This window comes from Bacillus sp. EU52, from assembly GCF_037964975.1.
Lineage (GTDB): Bacteria > Bacillota > Bacilli > Bacillales > Bacillaceae > Bacillus > Bacillus subtilis.
This window is the reverse complement of record NZ_CP150177.1, coordinates 3,149,141-3,168,941: the sequence shown is the minus strand read 5'-3', so window position 1 is coordinate 3,168,941 and position 19,801 is coordinate 3,149,141. Positions and strand designations below refer to the sequence as shown.

23 protein-coding genes are annotated in these 19,801 nt (G+C 45.0%); 17 read left to right on the top strand and 6 right to left on the bottom strand.

All coding sequences use genetic code 11. The features are described 5' to 3' along the window. Nucleotides 1-96: 96 nt before the first annotated feature. On the top strand, nucleotides 97-993 hold the full coding sequence (lipA, locus tag NSU05_RS16305) for a lipoyl synthase (protein ID WP_003222888.1): 897 nt from the start codon (nucleotides 97-99) through the stop codon (nucleotides 991-993). Nucleotides 994-1,008: 15 nt separating this feature from the next. Here the strand turns inward: lipA and NSU05_RS16300 are convergent, their stop codons facing one another. Beyond that, complete coding sequence (locus NSU05_RS16300; protein ID WP_038429562.1) at nucleotides 1,009-1,641, bottom strand: YhcN/YlaJ family sporulation lipoprotein; 633 nt, start codon at nucleotides 1,639-1,641, stop codon at nucleotides 1,009-1,011. Nucleotides 1,642-1,754: 113 nt separating this feature from the next. Here NSU05_RS16300 and NSU05_RS16295 point away from each other — a divergent pair, with 113 nt between their 5' ends. From NSU05_RS16295 to nucF, 3 genes are read left to right on the top strand one after another with little or no spacing between them, the layout of a single operon-like run. Then, the gene (locus NSU05_RS16295; protein WP_003228682.1) at nucleotides 1,755-2,030 is read left to right on the top strand and encodes a YutD family protein; all 276 of its coding nucleotides are present in this window, start codon (nucleotides 1,755-1,757) and stop codon (nucleotides 2,028-2,030) included. Between the two features lie 23 nt (nucleotides 2,031-2,053). Continuing rightward, nucleotides 2,054-2,488 carry a DUF86 domain-containing protein gene (locus tag NSU05_RS16290; protein ID WP_003228684.1) on the top strand — a complete coding sequence of 145 codons (435 nt, stop codon included), beginning with the start codon at nucleotides 2,054-2,056 and terminating at the stop codon, nucleotides 2,486-2,488. Between the two features lie 28 nt (nucleotides 2,489-2,516). Next, the gene (nucF, locus tag NSU05_RS16285; protein WP_003243196.1) at nucleotides 2,517-3,287 is read left to right on the top strand and encodes a 5' nucleotidase NucF; all 771 of its coding nucleotides are present in this window, start codon (nucleotides 2,517-2,519) and stop codon (nucleotides 3,285-3,287) included. Nucleotides 3,288-3,313: 26 nt separating this feature from the next. Here the strand turns inward: nucF and NSU05_RS16280 are convergent, their stop codons facing one another. Next, nucleotides 3,314-3,814, bottom strand: a complete 501-nt coding sequence (locus tag NSU05_RS16280) for a phosphatidylglycerophosphatase A (protein WP_003243814.1) — start codon at nucleotides 3,812-3,814, stop codon at nucleotides 3,314-3,316. Nucleotides 3,815-3,966: 152 nt separating this feature from the next. Between NSU05_RS16280 and cotNH the strand changes: the two genes are divergently transcribed. The 5 genes from cotNH (at nucleotide 3,967) to NSU05_RS16255 (ending at nucleotide 10,552) form a co-directional block, all read left to right on the top strand. Next, nucleotides 3,967-4,986: a spore coat-associated protein CotNH gene (gene cotNH, locus NSU05_RS16275; RefSeq protein WP_029318468.1), complete on the top strand. Its 1,020-nt coding sequence runs from the start codon at nucleotides 3,967-3,969 to the stop codon at nucleotides 4,984-4,986. A gap of 200 nt (nucleotides 4,987-5,186) precedes the next feature. Further along, nucleotides 5,187-6,488 carry a homoserine dehydrogenase gene (locus tag NSU05_RS16270; RefSeq protein WP_014477878.1) on the top strand — a complete coding sequence of 434 codons (1,302 nt, stop codon included), beginning with the start codon at nucleotides 5,187-5,189 and terminating at the stop codon, nucleotides 6,486-6,488. Next, nucleotides 6,488-7,546: a threonine synthase gene (thrC, locus tag NSU05_RS16265; protein WP_003228697.1), complete on the top strand. Its 1,059-nt coding sequence runs from the start codon at nucleotides 6,488-6,490 to the stop codon at nucleotides 7,544-7,546. The genes NSU05_RS16270 and thrC overlap by 1 nt, the downstream gene beginning before the upstream one ends. Further along, complete coding sequence (gene thrB / locus NSU05_RS16260) at nucleotides 7,543-8,472, top strand: homoserine kinase (RefSeq protein WP_017696732.1); 930 nt, start codon at nucleotides 7,543-7,545, stop codon at nucleotides 8,470-8,472. The genes thrC and thrB overlap by 4 nt, the downstream gene beginning before the upstream one ends. Nucleotides 8,473-8,578: 106 nt before the next feature. Then, entirely contained in the window at nucleotides 8,579-10,552 is a 1,974-nt protein-coding gene (locus NSU05_RS16255; protein WP_038429559.1) for a S9 family peptidase, read from the top strand. A gap of 41 nt (nucleotides 10,553-10,593) precedes the next feature. Here the strand turns inward: NSU05_RS16255 and NSU05_RS16250 are convergent, their stop codons facing one another. After that, nucleotides 10,594-10,929: a NifU family protein gene (locus tag NSU05_RS16250; protein ID WP_010886606.1), complete on the bottom strand. Its 336-nt coding sequence runs from the start codon at nucleotides 10,927-10,929 to the stop codon at nucleotides 10,594-10,596. A gap of 99 nt (nucleotides 10,930-11,028) precedes the next feature. Between NSU05_RS16250 and NSU05_RS16245 the strand changes: the two genes are divergently transcribed. Beyond that, on the top strand, nucleotides 11,029-11,355 hold the full coding sequence (locus NSU05_RS16245) for a YuzD family protein (RefSeq protein ID WP_038429558.1): 327 nt from the start codon (nucleotides 11,029-11,031) through the stop codon (nucleotides 11,353-11,355). A 25-nt stretch (nucleotides 11,356-11,380) separates the two neighbouring features. Here NSU05_RS16245 and NSU05_RS16240 read toward each other — a convergent pair whose 3' ends face one another. Further along, a complete protein-coding gene (locus NSU05_RS16240) occupies nucleotides 11,381-12,448 on the bottom strand; it encodes an NAD(P)/FAD-dependent oxidoreductase (protein WP_003228707.1) in 1,068 nt (355 codons plus the stop codon). 262 nt (nucleotides 12,449-12,710) lie between these two features. Between NSU05_RS16240 and NSU05_RS16235 the strand changes: the two genes are divergently transcribed. The 6 genes from NSU05_RS16235 to paiB all read left to right on the top strand — a co-directional run bounded on the left by NSU05_RS16235 (nucleotide 12,711) and on the right by paiB (nucleotide 17,218). Then, nucleotides 12,711-12,947: a YuzB family protein gene (locus tag NSU05_RS16235; RefSeq protein WP_003222913.1), complete on the top strand. Its 237-nt coding sequence runs from the start codon at nucleotides 12,711-12,713 to the stop codon at nucleotides 12,945-12,947. Nucleotides 12,948-13,083: 136 nt separating this feature from the next. Then, entirely contained in the window at nucleotides 13,084-14,298 is a 1,215-nt protein-coding gene (locus tag NSU05_RS16230) for a NupC/NupG family nucleoside CNT transporter (protein WP_003228710.1), read from the top strand. Nucleotides 14,299-14,420: 122 nt separating this feature from the next. Next, nucleotides 14,421-15,275: a diaminopimelate epimerase gene (gene dapF / locus NSU05_RS16225; protein ID WP_038429557.1), complete on the top strand. Its 855-nt coding sequence runs from the start codon at nucleotides 14,421-14,423 to the stop codon at nucleotides 15,273-15,275. A 78-nt stretch (nucleotides 15,276-15,353) separates the two neighbouring features. Beyond that, nucleotides 15,354-15,716, top strand: a complete 363-nt coding sequence (locus NSU05_RS16220) for an iron-sulfur cluster assembly accessory protein (protein WP_003244166.1) — start codon at nucleotides 15,354-15,356, stop codon at nucleotides 15,714-15,716. 336 nt (nucleotides 15,717-16,052) lie between these two features. Then, nucleotides 16,053-16,571, top strand: coding sequence for a spermidine/spermine N(1)-acetyltransferase (paiA, locus tag NSU05_RS16215; protein WP_003244000.1), 519 nt, complete (start codon nucleotides 16,053-16,055; stop codon nucleotides 16,569-16,571). Between the two features lie 23 nt (nucleotides 16,572-16,594). Next, nucleotides 16,595-17,218 carry a protease synthase/sporulation negative transcriptional regulator PaiB gene (gene paiB / locus NSU05_RS16210; RefSeq protein ID WP_033883910.1) on the top strand — a complete coding sequence of 208 codons (624 nt, stop codon included), beginning with the start codon at nucleotides 16,595-16,597 and terminating at the stop codon, nucleotides 17,216-17,218. 73 nt (nucleotides 17,219-17,291) lie between these two features. Here paiB and guaC read toward each other — a convergent pair whose 3' ends face one another. Then, entirely contained in the window at nucleotides 17,292-18,272 is a 981-nt protein-coding gene (gene guaC, locus NSU05_RS16205) for a GMP reductase (RefSeq protein ID WP_029725886.1), read from the bottom strand. A 278-nt stretch (nucleotides 18,273-18,550) separates the two neighbouring features. On the opposite strand from guaC, the gene NSU05_RS16200 reads away from it, so the two are divergent. Then, nucleotides 18,551-18,691 carry a hypothetical protein gene (locus NSU05_RS16200; RefSeq protein WP_003228723.1) on the top strand — a complete coding sequence of 47 codons (141 nt, stop codon included), beginning with the start codon at nucleotides 18,551-18,553 and terminating at the stop codon, nucleotides 18,689-18,691. A 39-nt stretch (nucleotides 18,692-18,730) separates the two neighbouring features. On the opposite strand, the gene yumC is transcribed toward NSU05_RS16200, so the two are convergent. Continuing rightward, nucleotides 18,731-19,729: a ferredoxin--NADP reductase 2 gene (yumC, locus tag NSU05_RS16195; protein WP_015251312.1), complete on the bottom strand. Its 999-nt coding sequence runs from the start codon at nucleotides 19,727-19,729 to the stop codon at nucleotides 18,731-18,733. Nucleotides 19,730-19,801: the final 72 nt, after the last annotated feature.

Genomic DNA, 19,801 nt, shown 5'->3' with positions numbered 1-19,801 from the left:
ATTATTTTTGTTGCAGAACTAAAACCTGCACCTTTCTCGTTTTCAGAATGTTTCGTGTCAGAAATTGAGTATATTGGATATTGGAGATGATGGGAATTGGCAAAGAAAGACGAACACCTCAGAAAGCCCGAATGGCTTAAAATTAAATTAAATACAAATGAAAACTATACAGGGCTCAAAAAACTCATGCGGGAAAACAACCTGCATACCGTATGCGAAGAAGCAAAGTGTCCGAATATTCATGAATGCTGGGCGGTCAGACGTACAGCGACATTTATGATTTTAGGTTCTGTTTGTACAAGAGCATGCCGTTTCTGTGCTGTCAAAACAGGCCTTCCAACTGAGCTTGATCTGCAAGAGCCGGAACGCGTAGCGGATTCAGTCGCGCTTATGAATTTGAAACACGCGGTCATTACGGCTGTTGCGCGTGACGATCAGAAAGATGGCGGGGCAGGCATTTTCGCGGAAACTGTCCGTGCGATCCGCAGAAAAAGCCCGTTCACAACAATTGAGGTGCTGCCGTCTGATATGGGCGGAAACTACGATAACCTAAAAACCTTGATGGATACACGCCCAGACATCCTGAATCACAATATCGAAACGGTTCGCCGCCTGACGCCAAGAGTCCGCGCGCGTGCGACGTACGACCGTTCATTGGAATTTTTGCGCCGTGCGAAGGAAATGCAGCCTGACATTCCGACAAAATCAAGTATCATGATCGGACTCGGCGAAACAAAAGAAGAGATTATTGAAGTAATGGACGACCTCTTGGCGAACAACGTGGATATTATGGCAATCGGCCAATATCTGCAGCCGACGAAGAAACACTTGAAAGTCCAAAAATACTACCATCCTGATGAATTTGCAGAATTAAAAGAAATCGCGATGCAAAAAGGCTTCAGCCATTGTGAAGCCGGTCCGCTTGTCCGTTCCTCTTACCATGCGGATGAACAAGTAAACGAAGCATCTAAAAAGCGTCAAGCCCAAGCATAATGCCAAAACGCCAGATCATCTGGCGTTTTTGTCATTCCTATCGATTTTCATGTCCTGACGCGTTTCTCCATTGGCATTTTCATTCTCTGAGACAGGGCTTCCTTGCGGGTAGGTTTTCATTTCTTGAATCGTCCCCGACATGATCTCTCTGATATCCCTTGAACCAGAGCCGAGATTGCTGTAATTTTCGACGGACTGCATATGGTTTGGATTATCGGAAATATACACGTGATAGTATCGCGGTATCACGGAAGCCGCTGTTTTTTTCACCTGATCGGCGGTCAGCTCCCGGTTTTTAGAATCGGTTTTGTATACGACAAGCGCTTCTCGGTCAGTCACCAATGTCGCAGCATCTTGAATATGGGGGAGCTGAACCGTTAAACTTGATATCATGTGAGCGGTTTCTTCCCGGTTCATCACCGGCGTTTTCTGCTGTTCTCCGTCAAATTGTTCTTTTTGATAGCGGACATAGCCAAATTGTTCGTTCTCATTATGCCTGTTAAAAGCCTCGTTGCGGTCCGACACATGAATGGGTTTGGTTTGATTCTGCGTCTGATTCCGGACATTTTGGGCATTATCCAATCCTGCGCCTCCGCACCCGGATAATAGTCCGGTCAGCAGGCAGAGGCTGACAGCGGTTCGTTTCATTTATAAATCCCTCCTCATGTGTAGGGTAGCCAAATCGCATGATTTATTCTTTAGCAATTGATGGGGACGGGGCAATGAATTATGATAGGAATGAGTGAAAAAGAGGTGAGATCATGATTCTTATTCAAAATGCCGAATTTGAATTGGTGCACAATTTCAAAGACGGCTTCAACGAAGAGGCTTTTAAAGCCCGCTACTCCGATATATTAAATAAATACGATTATATTGTGGGAGACTGGGGATACGGTCAGCTAAGGCTCAAGGGCTTCTTTGACGACCAGAATCAAAAGGCAACCTTCGAAACGAAAATCAGCACATTAGATGAATATATTTACGAATACTGCAATTTCGGCTGTGCGTATTTTGTCTTGAAACGGATCAGAAAATAAATATACACAAAGGGGATGCTGTCATGTATTTTGTTGACAGAAGCAAAATCGAGAAAACACTAGGGTTCTTCGAGCACCAGCTGGCGCTATTTGACTCACAAACAGACTGGCAGTCTGAAATCGGGGAATTGGCACTTCAGCGTATAGGCCATCTGTTAATCGAATGCATTTTGGATACAGGCAATGACATGATTGACGGCTTTATTATGCGGGACCCGGGCAGCTATGACGACATTATGGATATACTTGTTGATGAGAAAGTTGTCACGGAAAAAGAGGGTGATGAGCTCAAAAAATTGATCGCCTACCGCAAAACGTTGGTTCAACAGTATCTGCTCGCTGACAGCGGCGAGCTTTACAGGCTGATCAAGGCGCATCAAACAGCTCTTCAGGACTTCCCGAAACGGATCAGAAGCTATTTGGAAACAGAGCTAGGACCTGTTTCTGCGTTTAAATAACAACTGGAAAGCCACAGGAGTGTTGGATATGAAAACATATAAAGGGTATTTAATTGATTTAGACGGAACGATGTACAATGGCACGGAAAAAATCGAGGAGGCGTGTGAATTTGTCAGAACGCTGAAAGATCGCGGCGTTCCTTATCTTTTCGTGACAAACAACTCTTCGCGCACACCGAAGCAGGTAGCGGACAAGCTCGTGTCTTTTGATATTCCGGCAACAGAAGAGCAGGTCTTCACGACCAGCATGGCAACTGCCCAGCACATTGCACAGCAGAAAAAAGACGCGTCTGTGTATGTGATTGGGGAGGAAGGAATCCGCCAGGCGATTGAAGAAAACGGCCTGACATTTGGCGGAGAAAACGCGGACTTTGTCGTTGTTGGCATCGACCGTTCCATTACATACGAAAAATTTGCTGTCGGCTGCCTGGCAATCAGAAATGGCGCCCGCTTTATTTCCACTAACGGAGATATTGCGATTCCGACTGAAAGAGGCCTTCTGCCGGGAAACGGCTCACTGACATCGGTGTTAACCGTATCTACAGGTGTACAGCCTGTATTTATCGGCAAGCCGGAATCAATTATTATGGAGCAGGCGATGCGCGTTCTCGGCACAGATGTGTCTGAAACACTCATGGTCGGCGACAACTACGCCACTGATATTATGGCCGGCATTAACGCGGGTATGGATACGCTGCTCGTTCACACAGGCGTAACGAAAAGAGAACATATGACAGACGATATGGAAAAACCGACTCACGCCATTGACTCTCTGACTGAATGGATTCCATACATTTGAAAAAAGGGCGCCCTAAAAGGGTGCCCTTATTCTGTATGCCGCGCGCGGTGAGCAAGTCTGCTTGAAGCCGCGGCGGAAATCGCTCCGACGATGTCATCTAAAAAGGTATGGCATTCACCGGTTGATTTATCATTCAATCGTTTAAGGATTCCGGGTTTTTCTTTGTCGATGTAACCGTAGTTCGTAAACCCGATCGATCCGTAAATGTTCACAATGGAAAATGCCAGAACTTCATCTACTCCATATAGGCTTTCATCTATTTCCAGCATCGTTTGCAGCGGTTCAGACAGTTTTTTCTGCTCAGCAAGAACATCCAATTCAATGCCCGTTAAAATCGCGTTTTGCACCTCGCGTTTTGCGAGAACACGATTGACGTTCAGCGTGCATTCATCAATGGTTAAATCCGGATGATATTTTTTCTGCAGAAAAAAGACAAGCTCGGCAATGTCTGATACCTCAACGCCGCGCTCCTTCATCCGTGCTCTTGCTTTAGCTTCCATCTGACTGAATTGTTCGTTTTCTGACATCAGCTTCACCCAATCTTTTTTACTAGTTTATACAAAATGCTTGAGAAGTTTACGACTTTTTCTTGCGCCTTCTTCGGATTAAAATATGTATTCATAATTCCGGCTGTGTATGACTACGATGTGATGAGCCCTAATTCAACAGGCAGGTGATCATGGTGAAAGGTACAATAAAAGAAAAATACGGCATTCACATCAGGCAGCTTTCCATGTACCAGCACACATATCAATGCTTTCAGACGCCTAATTCATACTTTCTGATTGTCCCCGTTTCCCAATTCTCAGAAACAGAGCTGGCGGAGCTTTATTACATGAGTCAGTATTTACAAGAACAAAGTGACCCATACGTTTCGGTTTTTATCTTTACAAAAGAAGGTGAGCTGACATTTGAACATGAGGGAAAAACGTACGCTCTGCTGAAGGCGGCCCCCCCTTATTCAAATAGGGCGTTCTCCATTGGAGCGGAGCTTGCGGAATTTCACCGAAAAGGCCGAGGATATCCGTATGAGGTGAAGGCAGCCGGAAGAATCGGCCAGTGGAAGGATCTGTGGGGAAAACGAATTGATCAGCTGGAAGCATTTTGGCAGAGAAAGGTTCAGACCCCTCCGCATGAGCCATTCGATAAAAAAATGATCGAATCATTTCCCTATTATTTAGGACTGTCAGAAAACGCGATACAATATTTAGTGGACACTGAGCTGGATGACAAGCCCCAAGCCGCTGATTCAGGAACGATATGCCATCAGCGGATGGAAAGGCATACATGGTCACCGGAATCATTGATCAGGATTCCGGCCGATTGGGTGTTTGACCACGCTTCCCGTGATTTGGCTGAATATATGAGGCATACGTTTTTGCATCACAGACAAGATTTTAATCAGCAGGGCTTTCTCTTTTTACAGGAATACGAGCAAGTCACACCGCTGTCTTCGTTTTCGAAACGCCTTTTATACAGCCGTCTGCTTTTCCCGCTTCATTATTTTGAAATCGTAGAAAGCTATTACATGTCATCAGAATCAGAAAAGCATTATTTTGAAGAACAGCTTGACTTCATTCTTAATGACTGTGGGCGTTATGAACAATTTCTCAATACAGCGCAGGAATTCATGAATATGCGGGCGCAGAAGCTGTTTGTTCCACGCGTCAGCTGGCTCGGCAAAGGCAGCTCAGGGTGAGGAGAAAATCTGACAAAAATAATTAGAAAATAAAGAATCTTGTCATATCAATGCGTTAAGCGTTTACATTCGCAAAATTCAGCCTAGTGCTGTCTTGTCAAAACAGGAGCGGGCTTATATAATGTTTGTAACTTATATGTCTGTGTTGAGTTAACAATTGTCTTTTTCAAGAGGACAATCAAAAGAAAGGTGGAGTTTTTTTGAAAGCGATTCGTGTAGGGCTTTTAGGTTTAGGTACCGTCGGAAGCGGTGTCGTTAAAATTATTCAAGACCATCAGGATAAGCTTATGCATCAGGTCGGCTGTCCGGTAACGATAAAAAAAGTGCTTGTAAAAGATATAGAGAAAAAGAGAGAAGTAGATTTGCCGAAGGAAGTGCTCACGACAGAAGTGTATGATGTCATTGATGATCCAGATGTTGATGTCGTCATCGAGGTGATCGGCGGCGTTGAACAGACAAAACAATATTTGGTCGACGCGCTGAGATCGAAAAAGCATGTTGTCACAGCAAACAAGGACTTAATGGCTGTGTACGGCTCCGAGCTGCTTGCCGAAGCGAAGGAAAATGGATGCGATATCTACTTTGAAGCCAGTGTTGCCGGCGGGATTCCGATTCTGCGCACGTTAGAGGAAGGCCTCTCATCAGATCGAATTACAAAAATGATGGGAATTGTGAACGGCACAACAAACTTTATCTTAACCAAAATGATCAAAGAGAAAAGCCCATACGAGGAAGTGCTCAAGGAAGCGCAGGATCTCGGTTTTGCCGAAGCTGATCCGACTTCTGACGTGGAAGGGCTTGACGCCGCACGGAAAATGGCGATATTGGCGCGCCTCGGCTTCTCGATGAACGTGGATCTGGAAGACGTCAAAGTAAAGGGGATCTCCCAAATTACAGACGAGGACATCAGCTTCAGCAAACGCCTCGGCTATACAATGAAGCTGATCGGGATTGCTCAGCGTGACGGCAGCAAAATCGAGGTCAGCGTACAGCCGACACTGCTTCCTGACCACCATCCGCTTTCTGCTGTTCATAATGAGTTTAACGCTGTTTATGTATACGGCGAGGCTGTCGGTGAGACGATGTTCTACGGGCCGGGAGCCGGAAGCATGCCGACAGCGACATCCGTTGTTTCTGACCTCGTCGCTGTCATGAAAAATATGCGCCTCGGTGTAACCGGCAACAGCTTTGTCGGACCGCAATATGAGAAAAACATGAAATCGCCGTCTGACATTTATGCACAGCAGTTTTTAAGAATTCATGTAAAAGATGAGGTTGGTTCATTCTCGAAAATTACATCTGTGTTCTCAGAGCGGGGCGTGAGCTTTGAAAAAATCCTTCAGCTGCCAATTAAAGGCCATGATGAGTTAGCTGAAATCGTAATTGTCACACATCATACATCAGAAGCTGATTTCAGTGATATCCTGCAAAACCTAAATGATTTGGAAGTCGTTCAAGAAGTCAAAAGCACATATCGTGTAGAAGGGAACGGTTGGAGCTAATGTGGAAAGGACTTATCCATCAATATAAAGAATTTTTACCTGTAACAGATCAAACACCGGCGCTAACTTTACATGAAGGAAACACACCTCTTATTCACCTGCCGAAGCTGTCTGAGCAGCTCGGAATTGAGCTTCATGTCAAAACGGAAGGCGTCAATCCTACGGGATCATTTAAAGATCGCGGAATGGTTATGGCTGTGGCAAAGGCAAAAGAAGAAGGCAATGACACGATTATGTGCGCGTCAACAGGTAACACTTCCGCTGCTGCGGCAGCATATGCAGCCCGTGCTAACATGAAATGCATTGTCATCATCCCGAACGGAAAAATTGCATTTGGAAAACTCGCTCAAGCTGTCATGTACGGAGCCGAGATTATCGCAATTGACGGAAACTTTGACGATGCGCTTAAAATTGTCCGTTCCATCTGTGAGAAATCACCGATTGCCCTTGTCAACTCAGTCAACCCTTACCGCATTGAAGGCCAAAAAACTGCTGCCTTCGAAGTGTGCGAACAGCTGGGGGAAGCGCCTGATGTTTTAGCGATCCCGGTCGGAAATGCTGGAAACATCACTGCGTACTGGAAGGGCTTCAAGGAATATCATGAGAAAAACGGCACAGGCCTTCCGAAAATGCGCGGCTTTGAAGCTGAGGGTGCGGCGGCAATCGTGCGCAATGAAGTGATTGAAAATCCGGAAACAATAGCGACAGCCATTCGTATCGGAAACCCGGCAAGCTGGGACAAAGCTGTAAAGGCAGCCGAGGAATCCAATGGGAAAATTGACGAAGTCACTGATGATGAAATCCTTCACGCATATCAGCTGATCGCCCGTGTAGAAGGCGTGTTTGCAGAACCTGGTTCTTGCGCGTCTATCGCAGGAGTGCTGAAACAGGTGAAATCCGGAGAAATTCCGAAAGGCAGCAAGGTCGTAGCTGTGTTAACAGGAAACGGACTGAAAGATCCGAACACAGCGGTCGACATTTCAGAAATCAAGCCTGTCACATTGCCGACTGATGAAGACAGCATCCTTGAATATGTAAAAGGAGCGGCCCGTGTATGAACGAAGCCGACATGCTGTTCTCTGTCACTGTTCCCGGAAGCACAGCTAACCTAGGCCCCGGCTTTGATTCAGTCGGAATGGCGCTCAGCAGATATTTGAAGCTGACCGTCTTTGAAAGCGACAAATGGTCTTTTGAGGCTGAAACAGAAACAGTCGCCGGAATTCCGGCGGGTACAGATAACCTGATCTACCAAGTGGCTAAACGGACCGCAGATTTGTACGGAAAAGAAATGCCTCCTGTCCATGTGAAGGTGTGGAGCGACATCCCGCTTGCACGCGGCCTTGGCAGCAGCGCCGCAGCGATTGTAGCGGCCATTGAACTGGCTGATGAATTATGCGGCTTAAAGCTGTCTGAAGCGGACAAGCTGCATTTAGCGAGTCTAGAAGAAGGACACCCGGACAATGCTGGCGCTTCTCTCGTCGGCGGACTTGTGATCGGCCTGCATGAGGATGACGCGACCCAAATGATCCGCGTCCCGAATGCTGACATTGACGTAGTCGTTGTCATTCCTTTTTATGAAGTGCTGACAAGAGACGCGAGAGACGTGCTTCCGAAGGAGTTTCCATATGCCGATGCCGTAAAAGCAAGTGCTGTCAGCAATATCCTCATTGCTGCGATCATGTCCAAGGATTGGCCGCTTGTCGGGAAAATCATGAAGAAGGATATGTTCCATCAGCCGTACCGGGCGATGCTTGTGCCTGAGCTGTCAAAAGTAGAGCACGTCGCCGAGATGAAGGGCGCATATGGAACGGCTCTCAGCGGAGCAGGCCCAACGATTCTCGTCATGACCGAAAAAGGAAAGGGAGAAGAGCTAAAAGAACAGCTCGCGCTTCATTTCCCTCATTGTGAAGTAGACGCTTTGACCGTTCCGAAAGAGGGAAGTATAATAGAGCGAAATCCTTTATATCAAGTAAAAAGTGTATAGATCATGCCAAGCGTTCCTCAGCGTCAGCGGAGGGCGCTTTTTTTGCTGGAGATAAAGGAGTTTTTATTTAGAAAAACGAAATACATGTAAAAAGGAGGAGATGAATATGAAAAAGCTGATAACCGCAGACGACATCACAGCGATTGTCTCTGTGACCGATCCTCAATACGCCCCAGACGGTACCCGTGCCGCATATGTAAAATCACAAGTAAATCAAGAGAAAGATTCGTATACATCAAATATATGGATCTATGAAACGAAAACGGGCGGATCTGTTCCTTGGACACATGGAGAAAAGCGAAGCACCGACCCAAGATGGTCTCCGGACGGGCGCACGCTTGCCTTTATTTCTGATCGAGAAGGCGATGCGGCACAGCTTTATATCATGAGCACTGAAGGCGGAGAAGCAAGAAAACTGACTGATATCCCATATGGCGTGTCAAAGCCAATATGGTCCCCGGATGGCGAATCGATTCTGGTCACTGTCAGTTTGGGAGAGGGAGAAAACATTGATGACCGAGAAAAAACAGAGCAGGACAGCTATGAACCTGTTGAAGTACAAGGCCTCTCCTACAAACGGGACGGCAAAGGGCTGACGAGAGGTGCGTATGCCCAGCTTGTGCTTGTCAGCGTAAAGTCGGGTGAGATGAAAGAGCTGACAAGTCACAAAGCTGATCATGGTGATCCTGCTTTTTCTCCTGACGGCAAATGGCTTGTTTTCTCAGCTAATTTAACTGAAACAGATGATGCCAGCAAGCCGCATGATGTTTACATAATGTCACTGGAGTCTGGAGATCTTAAGCAGGTTACACCTCATCGCGGCTCATTCGGATCAAGCTCATTTTCACCAGACGGAAGGTATCTTGCTTTGCTTGGAAATGAAAAGGAATATAAGAATGCTACGCTCTCAAAGGCGTGGCTCTATGATATCGAACAAGGCCGCCTCACATGTCTTACTGAGATGCTGGACGTTCATTTAGCGGATGCGCTGATTGGAGATTCATTGATCGGTGGTGCTGAACAGCGCCCGATTTGGACAAAGGACAGCCAAGGGTTTTATGTCATCGGCACAGATCAAGGCAGTACGGGCATCTATTATATTTCGATTGAAGGCCTTGTGTATCCGATTCGTCTGGAAAAAGAGTACATCAATAGCTTTTCTCTTTCACCTGATGAACAGCACTTTATTGCCAGTGTGACAAAGCCGGACAGACCGAGTGAGCTTTACAGTATCCCGCTTGGACAGGAAGAGAAACAGCTGACTGGCGCGAATGACAAGTTTGTCAGTGAGCATATGATATCAATACCTGAAGAGATTCAATATGCTACAGAAGACGGCGTGACGGTGAACGGCTGGCTGATGAAGCCTGCACAAATGGAAGGTGAGACAACATATCCACTTATTCTCAACATACACGGCGGTCCGCATATGATGTACGGACATACATATTTTCATGAGTTTCAGGTGCTGGCGGCGAAAGGATACGCGGTCGTTTATATCAATCCGAGAGGAAGCCACGGCTACGGGCAGGAATTTGTGAATGCGGTCAGAGGGGATTATGGGGGAAAGGATTATGACGATGTGATGCAAGCTGTGGATGAGGCTATCAAGCGAGATCCGCATATTGATCCTAAGCGGCTCGGTGTCACGGGCGGAAGCTACGGAGGTTTTATGACCAACTGGATCGTCGGGCAGACGAACCGCTTTAAAGCTGCCGTCACCCAGCGCTCGATTTCAAACTGGATCAGCTTTCACGGCGTCAGTGATATCGGCTATTTCTTTACAGACTGGCAGCTTGAGCATGACATGTTTGAGGACACAGAAAAGCTCTGGGACCGGTCTCCTTTAAAATACGCAGCAAACGTGGAGACACCGCTTTTGATACTGCATGGCGAGCGGGATGACCGATGCCCGATCGAGCAGGCGGAGCAGCTGTTTATCGCTCTGAAAAAAATGGGCAAGGAAACCAAGCTTGTCCGTTTTCCGAATGCATCGCACAATTTATCACGCACCGGACACCCAAGACAGCGGATCAAGCGCCTGAATTATATCAGCTCATGGTTTGATCAACATCTCTAATAAAAAAGCCAGGCTGATCAAATATCAGCCTGGCTGCTTTATTAAAAGACTTGTTCTACTTCAACGACACCCGGCACTTCTTCAAGAAGAGCGCGCTCAATTCCGGCTTTCAGCGTAATTGTTGAACTTGGGCAGCTGCCGCATGCGCCTAGAAGACGAAGCTTAACGATACCTTCATCTACGTCTACAAGCTCACAGTCACCGCCGTCACGAAGTAAAAACGGACGAAGTTTGTCCAGTACTTCCTGCACCTGTTCTTTCATTTCAACTTCAGTCATGACATTCGCTCCTTTCGTCGTCATAAAACCATTATATTCAGTGTAACAATAAAAATCTATTGTTTGGTTTGCAAAGTTGCTCTCCCTATTATAGCACATTCAGACTTCAACACAAAAACGGTTTTTTTCTATAAAAACGTCCTTTGGCTCTGTATACTTAAAAGAAAGGACTTACATAGGAGAAGGGGGCGTTTACAAGTGATGAAACCAGTCATGTTAAGCGTGTACGGGGCAGAAACCGTTTGTGCGAGCTGTGTCAATATGCCAACAGCCAAGGATACATACGAGTGGCTTGAGGCTGCGCTGAAAAGAAAATATCCAAATCAGCCTTTTGAACTGCAGTACATCGATATTTATGAGCCGCCTGACAATGAACATGTGAAAGAGCTTGCGGAAAAAATCAGAAATGACGAGTATTTTTATCCGCTTGTGCTCGTAGAAGACAAAATTGTCGGTGAAGGCAATCCAAAATTAAAAGACGTTTATGAGGAAATGGAGAAGCATGGATATACAGAAAACCGCTGACTTGATCAGCGGTTCTTCTCAATCATTAACCGTTATGGTGTTTATACATCCACAGCAAGCCGGATTTCAGCATACGCGGAACACGGCCGATCAGCGGACGGTCAGCAACAAGCCCGAAGCCGGCTTTTTTTCCGAGTGAACCGAGGACGCCTTTCAGCTTAAACTGCGGCATTGATTCAGGCAGGGCTTCTCCATTCCAGCGTTTTTGCAAGATTTGGACAATCTGCTCTGCTTGAGCCTCTGCCAGCTGGGCGCTCGGTGCATGAGGAAGGCTGGCGCAATCGCCGACAACGTACAGATGTTCATCACCTGGAAGATTATGATGAGGCGTTAATACAATACGCCCTTGTGCGTCCTTCTCCACATCCAAGTCTCTGACGACTTTGTTTGGCTGGATGCCGGCTGTCCACACGATGGCGTCTGCAGAAATCGGATCATCGTGGTTATACACAACGCCTTCTTCTACTTTTGTGATATTTGCCCTGTTAATAATGCGGACACCGTGCTCTTCGAACCATTTTTGCACATATTTGCTTAAACGCTCGGGAAAGCTTGATAAAATGAGATTACCGCGGTCGAACAAAATAATGTTCAGGTCATCACGGCTTTCTCTCAATTCACTTGCAAGCTCAACGCCGCTTAAGCCCGCTCCGACAATGGCGACGGTGGCATTAGCGCTCAGATTATTCAGCTTTTGGTAGGTTTCGCGGGACTGATCGATGGTTTGAATACTGTAGGTGAATTCAGGCGCTCCCGGCACGTTGTGATATTTATCCTCACAGCCGAGCCCGATTACGGCGTCATCGTAAGAAATCGGTTCACGATCTTGGAACAGCACTTGTTTTTGTACAATATCAATTGATGTGATATCACCGTATTGGACATCCAGGCGAGGGTGCTCTGGGAATGACACTCTGATATGATGGTCAGAAATTGTGCCTGCGGCAAGGGCATAATATTCTGTTTTCAAGCAGTGATAAGGATTTCTGTCAATTAACGTGATTGAAACATCATCAGGCAGCTGGTTTGGCAATAAGCGATGAAGAACACGCATGTTCCCGTAACCTCCGCCGATCAAGACCAATTTTTTCATTTGAATTCCCCTTTAATCCGAAGAGTATGATAGACACATTGAAGAAAATACGAACTATGTAAAATAACATCTAGAATTATATCGAATTTGATCTAAAATCACAATAATAGTTTCAAAATAACCTACAATTTAGCCTGAAAACACAAATTAGTAAAACGTTATTTGAGAAATAATATGTTACGATAATAAATTTTGAATCATCCGTTGTCTTTGACGAATAGTGAAAAATTCGCGATAATGGACATATGTGAGGTGAAACCGCATGAATCCAATGATTGAATTTTGTGTCAGCAATCTGGCTCACGGCTCTCAGGAAGCCCGGGCGATTTTGGAGAAGGATCCCAACCTTGATGTCCTTGAATATGGCTGCTTAAGCTACTGCGGGACATGCATGGAATCGCTTTTCGCTCTGGTAAACGGAGAAGTCGTCATGGGTGAAACGCCTGCTGAGCTTGTTGAGAATATATATACCTTTATTGAAGAAAATCCAATGTTTTAAAGAAAAGGGCCTGGACAGGCCCTTTTTTATTTTGTCGTACAAAAGAACTAAAAAAATGTGTAGACATCAAAAAATATTATTGTTATCGTATAAAAGATATTTTTTTAAATAAAATTTAAGAGGTGTACGAGTATTCATGAATGTTCTGTGGGGGCTGCTGGGCGCAGTTGCGATCATTGCTATCGCGTTTTTATTTTCAGAAAAGAAAAGCAATATTAAGATAAGAACCGTCATCGTTGGTTTATGCACACAGGTGGCGTTTGGATACATCGTGTTGAAATGGGAAGCGGGACGCGCTGTTTTTTTATGGTTTTCAAGCCGTGTACAGCTTCTGATTGACTATGCGAATGAAGGCATCAGTTTTATTTTTGGACCGCTTCTAAAGGTCGGAGACAGTCCGGCCTTTGCATTAAGTGTACTGCCCGTTATCATTTTCTTCTCAGCACTGATTGCAGTTTTATATCATTTGAAAATCATGCAGCTCGTTTTCCGTGTCATTGGCGGCGGATTGTCGAAGCTCCTTGGAACAAGCAAAACGGAATCTCTGGCGGCGGCTGCCAATATTTTTGTAGGACAATCAGAATCTCCGTTAGTGATCAAACCCCTGATTGCCGGGCTGACGCGCTCTGAGTTGTTTACGATTATGACGAGCGGTCTATCGGCAGTAGCGGGATCTACCTTGTTTGGGTACGCGCTTCTCGGTATTCCGATTGAATACTTACTGGCGGCCAGCTTTATGGCTGCTCCAGCTGGACTAGTCTTTGGTAAATTGATTATACCCGAAACGGAAAAAACGCAAACCGTAAAAAGCGATTTCAAAATGGATGAAGGCGAAGGCGCAGCCAATGTCATTGACGCAGCGGCAAAGGGAGCGTCAACAGGACTGCAAATTGCGTTAAACGTTGGGGCGATGCTGCTTGCGTTTGTTGCGTTAATCGCTGTAGTAAACGGTATTCTCGGCGGGGCTTTCGGCTTGTTCGGTTTAAAAGGCGTAACATTAGAATCCATTCTCGGCTATGTGTTTTCTCCTATCGCCTTTTTGATTGGCGTGCCTTGGCATGAAGCATTGCAGGCGGGAAGCTATATCGGCCAGAAATTGGTGCTGAATGAGTTTGTCGCTTATTCTAACTTCGGTCCGCACATCGGCGAGTTTTCTAAGAAAACTGCTACCATTATCAGTTTCGCGTTATGCGGATTCGCCAATTTTTCATCAATTGCGATTATGCTTGGTACGCTGGGCGGATTAGCACCCAGCCGCCGTTCAGATATCGCGCGTCTCGGCCTGAAGGCTGTTCTTGCAGGAACATTAGCCAATCTGCTCAGCGCAGCCATTGCCGGCATGTTTATATAAACGATAAAAGCTCCTTGCGTCAGTGCAAGGAGCTTTTATGTATGAAAAACGGGGGATAATTGTATTGTGTCCGCTTATAATAGCTTTTATACTAAGAAAAAGAAAAAAAGTTGGAGGCACCTATGAACTCATTTCGATTTACCAAAATGCACGGCCTGGGAAACAGTTATATTTATGTGAATCAATTTGAAGAACAGCTTCCAGAAGAAAAACTGCCAGAGATTGCAATTCAGGTTTCTTCTGTTTATACAGGGATCGGATCCGACGGAATGATCCTGATATGCCCATCAGACCAAGCGCCTGTTAAAATGCGGATTTTTAATAATGACGGATCTGAAGGGAAAAACTGCGGCAACGGCCTGCGCTGCGTCGCAAAATACGCATATGAGCATAAGCTAGTTGAGGAAACATCTTTTCTGATTGAAACTCTCTCCGGGCTTGTGAAAGCGGAGGTTCAAGTCGAAAACGGAAAAGTGAATGTGGTCACTGTCGATATGGGCGAACCGCGCTTGACAAAATCCGAGCTTCCGATGCTTGACGGCGGGGAAGAGCACACAATCAATGAAACGATGGCATTTGGTGAAGTAGAACTAACAGGCACTGCCGTTTCAATGGGAAATCCGCATATCGTTTTTCCGATCGCAGACATTGAACAGGCACCCTTAACGACACTGGGGCCGGTGATTGAGAAAGATCCGAGATTTCCAGAAGGCATCAATGTGGAATTCGTTGAAACCGTGAATGAACAAGAATTGCATTTCCGCGTCTGGGAACGGGGATCAGGGATTACTCAGGCATGCGGGACAGGAGCATGTGCAGCGGCAGTCGCATCTGTATTAAACGGCGTATCAAAGCGAAATCAAGACATCACGGTGCATTTAGCAGGCGGGGATTTGGTGATAAACTGGAAAGATAACGGCCATGTAATGATGACAGGGCCGGCTGAAACCGTTTGTGAGGGTGTCTATTTCTTGTAAAACACCTTGTTTGAGAATTGGAACGATCATGTTTATAATAAAAGACAGCAACCGGTTTTTAAAAGGAGGTTCACAATGATGAGCAACCCGGTAACAATTACAGAAGCAGCTGCTTTGCATATAAAAGATATGATGAAAGAGCATGAAGAAGAAAACGCGTTTCTGCGTGTAGGCGTCAAAGGCGGCGGCTGCAGCGGACTTTCTTACGGCATGGGCTTTGAGCATGAAAAGAGTGAATCAGACAGTGTGTTTGATCAGCACGGCATCACTGTTCTAGTTGACAAAGAAAGCCTTGACATCATGAACGGCACCGTGATTGATTATAAACAATCCATGCTCGGCGGCGGCTTCACCATCGACAATCCAAACGCCATCGCTTCATGCGGCTGCGGTTCTTCGTTCAGAACAGCAACGAATGCAGGCAAGCCTGAAGAGTGCTAGGCACTAAAAACGGATAGCAACTATTACTGACGCTTTTCTTAGCGATAAATTATCGTTAAGGGAGGCGTTTTTATTATGGGGAATGATGCAGAGAGTTCCGGGGACTTCGGCAAGAGAAACGCTGCTTTGTTGTTTGATTTTTGTTGTAAATACAGCAAAGTTACGCTATATTTAATGCGGAGTATATTTTATTGCATTTACAACAAAATCACGATAGGGAGTTGGTGATGAAGAAGATTTTTGGAATGGTAACAAGGCCAGTATCTGTTCTGTGTTTAAATATATAAAAGGGACACTAGACAATTGAATTTAAAATAAAGGGGCTGAATCCTAACAATGAGTGTAAAAATGAAAAAATGCAGCCGGGAAGATTTACAAACACTTCAACAATTGAGTATTGAAACATTCAATGACACTTTTAAAGAACAGAACTCACCTGAAAATATGAAAGCCTATTTAGAAAGCGCATTTAACACTGAGCAGCTGGAAAAAGAGTTATCCAATATGTCTTCGCAATTCTTTTTTATTTACTTTGATCATGAAATCGCTGGATATGTAAAGGTCAATATCGATGATGCTCAGTCTGAAGAAATGGGTGCTGAATCACTTGAAATCGAGAGAATTTATATAAAGAACAGCTTTCAAAAACATGGGCTTGGCAAACATCTGCTGAATAAAGCGATAGAAATTGCGCTGGAACGTAATAAAAAGAACATTTGGCTAGGTGTGTGGGAAAAAAATGAAAATGCCATTGCCTTTTATAAGAAAATGGGGTTTGTTCAGACCGGCGCCCACTCTTTTTATATGGGTGATGAAGAGCAAACGGATTTAATCATGGCTAAAACGCTCATATAATATTTTTCGAAGGGTGGATGATGATGTATATTCCAAAATATTTTAAAGTCACAAATGCTGAAGAAATTTGGAATTTTGTACAAGAAAACTCCTTTGGTACGATTGTCACAACAGAACAAGGAAAACCAATTGCCACACATTTGCCGTTAGGATTCAATAAAAAAGACGATCATTACTATATTACGGGGCATTTCGCTTATGGAAATCCTCAGTGGAGAACGTTTGAAGCCTGTGAAGATGTGCTTGTGATGTTTCAGGGACCGCACGCTTATATTTCTTCTTCCTGGTATTCGCGTGAAAATGTTCCGACGTGGAATTATCAGGCTGTCCACATGTATGGAAAAGCAAGTATATTAGAGAAAGATGAATTAGCAGAAGAATTAACAATCATGCTGGAGAAATACGAAAAACATCGTGACAATCCTGTTTTATGGGATAAGCTTTCTCCAAAACTCTTAGAACGTGAATTGAAAGGTATCGTTGGATTTAAGATTAAGGTGGAAGATATACAAGCGGCATATAAATTAAGCCAGAACCGAAATGAAACGGATTATATGAACATTATTGAACAGTTGCAAAATGAAGAAAATCCAAATGCAAAACAAATGGCAGAACTGATGGAAGATAAATTCAAAAAGCAAATATAAGCTTACTTTGCTGAAGAAGTAGCAGAAAACGCCAACTCAAGCGGAGAACCGCTGACTTGGCGTTTTTTTATGATTAATATTTATCCCCATTAAAAATGGAATTCTTCACAATCACATAATCCACATTGCGGATGGCGTCAAGTTTTGTTCCGCCTGCATAAGAAATAGAAGATTGAAGATCCTGCTCCATTTCAATCAGTGTATCCTTGATTGAGCCTTTATGCGCCACGTGCATTTTTTTGCCTTCGACATTTTTCTTTTCGCCTTTTTGGAATTCAGAGGCTGAGCCGAAGTACTCCTTGTAAAGCTTTCCGTCTTTTTCGATCGTTTGGCCTGGCGACTCTTCGTGTCCGGCAAATAGTGAACCGATCATGACCATCGTTGCGCCGAATCGGATTGATTTTGCGATGTCGCCATGGGTGCGGATGCCGCCATCCGCGATAATCGGTTTGCTGGCAGCCTTGGCACACCAGCGCAGCGCTGCTAATTGCCAGCCGCCTGTGCCGAAGCCGGTTTTGATTTTCGTAATACATACTTTTCCCGGTCCGATGCCGACTTTAGTGGCATCCGCTCCCGCATTTTCAAGCTCTCTGACCGCTTCTGGCGTTCCGACATTGCCAGCAATAACAAAGCTGTCCGGCAAATGTTTTTTAAGGTGCTGGATCATTTCAATGACAGCATTTGAGTGCCCGTGAGCAATGTCAATTGTCACGTATTCAGGAGTCAGATTTTCTTCTGCCAGCTGGCGGACAAATTCATACTCCTCATCTTTGACGCCCACGCTGATAGAAGAGAATAACCCGCGTGCGTTCATATCTTTAATAAAATCAATTCGTGTCTCAGGCTCAAATCGGTGCATGACATAAAAGTAGCCATTTTCGGCTAATTGAATCGCTAGCTTTTCATCTATAATCGTCTGCATATTGGCAGGGACGACGGGTAATTTAAATGTACGTCCGCCTAAACGTACGGATGTATCACATTCTGAACGGCTATTTACAATGCATTTTGCAGGAATTAGCTGAATATCTTCGTAATCAAATACGTTTTCCATGGTTTTCACTCCTAAAAACGAATATTTAAAAGTATAATATATGAAATGTTCGCCTTCTATAATGTACTCTGTTTTATTTAGGATGTCAAACATTATGATTTGCTGGCAGGTGTGGTGCAAGTGCCGAAGCTTGTCATGCAGGGTGAGTTTAGGTATCATAGTTTTAACGAATGGTCTTAGAGAGCGGATCAAAACGCGAATGATATACGTTCAGCAAAGCTTGGTCGTTCAGCACCAGGCTTTCTTTATGGCATGGACATGGGAAAGGAGCGAATAAGATGGCCCAAAACGAAGAAAAAACACCGAAGTCCCAAAAGATTCAGGACCGCATTATTATGGCAATGATCTGGGTAGTCGCAGCCCTTGTGATTGCGCTGGTTGTAGGAACTGCATTGAATTATATAAATATCTTCAAATAAAAAAGGAGCTGTGTCGCAGACACAAGCTCTCTTTTTTTATTATTTATTTTCAAAAAGACTTGTTGAGTGAAGAGGCTGTACGCGGGCTTTCGGGTCCATGTAAGCCTTGGCGTTGTTCACTGCTGTCGGTGCCTCACCGAAGCCGCTGGCAATCAGGTTGACTTTTCCTTCGTATGTACAAATGTCACCTGCTGCAAAGAAGCCTTCGATATTTGTTTCCATTGTTGATTTCACGACAATGGAATTTTTCTCGATGTCCAGGCCCCAGTTTTTGATCGGTCCAAGAGATGAAACGAAACCGTAGTTGACGATTAAGTCATCAATTTCTAAAATCTCTTTGCGGTCGCCTTTCACTTCTTCAAGCACTAGCTGTTCGATTTTGCCTTCGCCGATCAGCTCCGCAGGGACGAATGGTGTCAGGACATTAACCTTCGACGCATGAAGGTTTTCCACACTGTGCTCGTGCGCGCGGAACTTGTCGCGGCGGTGAATGATCGATACTTCTTTTGCGATTGGCTCAAGCATAAGCGCCCAGTCAACCGCGGAATCTCCACCGCCAAGGATCGCAACGCGTCTGCCGGAGAATTTTTGCAGATCATCAACGAAGTAATGGAGGTTTTTGCCTTCATACTGCTCGGCATTTTCAAGTTCCAGCTTTCTCGGTTTGAATGCGCCGTTTCCTGCAGTGATGATGACCGTTTTAGAGTAGTGGGTTTCTTCATTTGTTACAAGCTTAAACACGCCGTCCGCTTGTTTCTCAACAGATTCAACCGCTTGCTCCAGACAAATGGTTTGGTCAAATTTCGCCATTTGCTCTTTTAGGTTATTGATAAGCTCTTGCGCACGGATTTTCGGGAATCCCGCTACATCATATATATACTTCTCAGGGTATAGGGCGCTAAGCTGTCCGCCGAGCTGAGGCAGGCTTTCGATAATTTTGACGCTTGCCTGTCTCATCCCGCCGTAAAAAGCGGTGAATAAGCCGACCGGTCCCCCGCCTATAATTGTAATATCATAAACCTTTGTATCCTCTCGCATACGAAAATTGCCTCCTAAATGAAAATTGTTATTAATTATACCATATTGCCGTTCAAATTGACGAGTCAGCAG

Bases quoted from the DNA above. Each gene is read 5' to 3' on its own strand.
- NSU05_RS16300 (WP_038429562.1), bottom strand. From the start codon at position 1,641: ATGAAACGAACCGCTGTCAGCCTCTGCCTGCTGACCGGACTATTATCC.
- NSU05_RS16295 (WP_003228682.1), top strand. From the start codon at position 1,755: ATGATTCTTATTCAAAATGCCGAATTTGAATTGGTGCACAATTTCAAA.
- NSU05_RS16290 (WP_003228684.1), top strand. From the start codon at position 2,054: ATGTATTTTGTTGACAGAAGCAAAATCGAGAAAACACTAGGGTTCTTC.
- nucF (WP_003243196.1), top strand. From the start codon at position 2,517: ATGAAAACATATAAAGGGTATTTAATTGATTTAGACGGAACGATGTAC.
- NSU05_RS16280 (WP_003243814.1), bottom strand. From the start codon at position 3,814: ATGTCAGAAAACGAACAATTCAGTCAGATGGAAGCTAAAGCAAGAGCA.
- cotNH (WP_029318468.1), top strand. From the start codon at position 3,967: ATGGTGAAAGGTACAATAAAAGAAAAATACGGCATTCACATCAGGCAG.
- thrC (WP_003228697.1), top strand. From the start codon at position 6,488: ATGTGGAAAGGACTTATCCATCAATATAAAGAATTTTTACCTGTAACA.
- thrB (WP_017696732.1), top strand. From the start codon at position 7,543: ATGAACGAAGCCGACATGCTGTTCTCTGTCACTGTTCCCGGAAGCACA.
- NSU05_RS16255 (WP_038429559.1), top strand. From the start codon at position 8,579: ATGAAAAAGCTGATAACCGCAGACGACATCACAGCGATTGTCTCTGTG.
- NSU05_RS16250 (WP_010886606.1), bottom strand. From the start codon at position 10,929: ATGTGCTATAATAGGGAGAGCAACTTTGCAAACCAAACAATAGATTTT.
- NSU05_RS16240 (WP_003228707.1), bottom strand. From the start codon at position 12,448: ATGAAAAAATTGGTCTTGATCGGCGGAGGTTACGGGAACATGCGTGTT.
- NSU05_RS16235 (WP_003222913.1), top strand. From the start codon at position 12,711: ATGAATCCAATGATTGAATTTTGTGTCAGCAATCTGGCTCACGGCTCT.
- NSU05_RS16230 (WP_003228710.1), top strand. From the start codon at position 13,084: ATGAATGTTCTGTGGGGGCTGCTGGGCGCAGTTGCGATCATTGCTATC.
- dapF (WP_038429557.1), top strand. From the start codon at position 14,421: ATGAACTCATTTCGATTTACCAAAATGCACGGCCTGGGAAACAGTTAT.
- NSU05_RS16220 (WP_003244166.1), top strand. From the start codon at position 15,354: ATGAGCAACCCGGTAACAATTACAGAAGCAGCTGCTTTGCATATAAAA.
- paiA (WP_003244000.1), top strand. From the start codon at position 16,053: ATGAGTGTAAAAATGAAAAAATGCAGCCGGGAAGATTTACAAACACTT.
- paiB (WP_033883910.1), top strand. From the start codon at position 16,595: ATGTATATTCCAAAATATTTTAAAGTCACAAATGCTGAAGAAATTTGG.
- guaC (WP_029725886.1), bottom strand. From the start codon at position 18,272: ATGGAAAACGTATTTGATTACGAAGATATTCAGCTAATTCCTGCAAAA.
- NSU05_RS16200 (WP_003228723.1), top strand. From the start codon at position 18,551: ATGGCCCAAAACGAAGAAAAAACACCGAAGTCCCAAAAGATTCAGGAC.
- yumC (WP_015251312.1), bottom strand. From the start codon at position 19,729: ATGCGAGAGGATACAAAGGTTTATGATATTACAATTATAGGCGGGGGA.